This window comes from Acinetobacter sp. Ver3, from assembly GCF_000632455.1.
Taxonomy (GTDB): domain Bacteria; phylum Pseudomonadota; class Gammaproteobacteria; order Pseudomonadales; family Moraxellaceae; genus Acinetobacter.
On record NZ_JFYL01000160.1, the window covers coordinates 1 to 1288 of the forward strand.

General features: G+C 39.0%; 1 protein-coding gene. It reads left to right on the top strand.

All coding sequences use genetic code 11. From position 1 onward, the window contains the following. Window positions 1-88 precede the first annotated feature (88 nt). Window positions 89-1218, top strand: a protein-coding gene (locus tag CL42_RS16920) for an IS3-like element ISAcsp5 family transposase (RefSeq protein ID WP_100607972.1) whose coding sequence is annotated in 2 segments (ribosomal slippage) — window positions 89-341 and window positions 341-1218 — 1131 coding nt in all. Because the reading frame shifts where the segments join, the coding sequence is not laid out codon by codon here. The last annotated feature ends 70 nt before the right edge of the window (window positions 1219-1288 follow it).

Sequence of the window (1288 nt, forward strand, 5' to 3'; positions counted from 1 at the left end):
TGATGTGGTTCTAGGATTTTAGACCACGCCTATAAGTGATAATCTACTCCCCAATAAGCATGGGAAATGCTTGTTTTTGGAGTCAACCATGACACGAAGAAAACGTCGTAATCATTCAGCAGAGTTTAAAGTTAAAGTTGCTCTCGCAGCAATTAAAGGCGACCACACACTCGCTGAACTTTCTACTCAATTCGATTTACATCAAAACCAAATCATCGATTGGAAAAATCAACTGCTTGAGCAATCAGTCAATATTTTTTCACGACCAACAGCACAACAAGAACCAGAGATTGACCTCAAAGCTCTACATGCCAAGATAGGACATCAGGCATTGCAAATTGATTTTTTAGAAGGTGCGCTCAGAAAAATAGGGCAGCTGAGCGGCAAAAAATGATCGATAAGACCCATCAACTTTCGGTACGACAACAATCGCAATTGATTCAAATCAATCGCAGTACGTTGTATTACAAGCCCAAAGAGATTTCATCAACTGATTTGAGTTGGATGCGTCTAATCGATGAAATTCATCTCGACTACCCATTTATGGGCAGTCGAATGATACGAGATATGCTACAGCGTCAAGGACATCAAATAGGTCGGCGTAAAGTCCGACGTTTAATGCGCTTGATGGGAATACATGCCTTGTATCCAAAACCCAATACCAGTAAGCCTAATCTTGCACACCGTATTTTCCCATATCTGTTGAAAAACATGGTCATCGATCACTCTAATCAAGTCTGGTGTACAGATATAACGTACATTCCTATGGCTAAAGGCTTTGTCTATCTGTGTGCAATTATAGATTGGCATAGTCGTAAAGTACTGGCTCATCGAGTATCGATCAGTATGGAAACAGACTTTTGCATAGATGCGTTGCAAGAAGCAATTGTGAAATATGGTTGTCCTGAGGTGTTTAATACAGACCAAGGCAGTCAATTCACAAGCGAGGCATTTTTGAATGAGTTAAAATTGCGAAATATCCGTATCAGTATGGATGGGAAAGGACGATGGATGGATAATGTAATGATTGAGCGTTTATGGCGCAGCGTGAAGCATGAGGAAGTCTATTTGAAGGCTTACGATACGGTTAAACAAGCGAAACAATCAATTGCTGAATATTTGGATTTTTATAACATGATACGTCCTCATTCAAGTTTGAATAAGGCAACACCGGATGAATTTTATGATCAACATTTACTAAAAGTAATGGCAGCATAATTTAAATATTTAGAGCGGATTTATCACTTATAAAACTGAATTGAGTGGTCTAATTAACGGAACCACATTA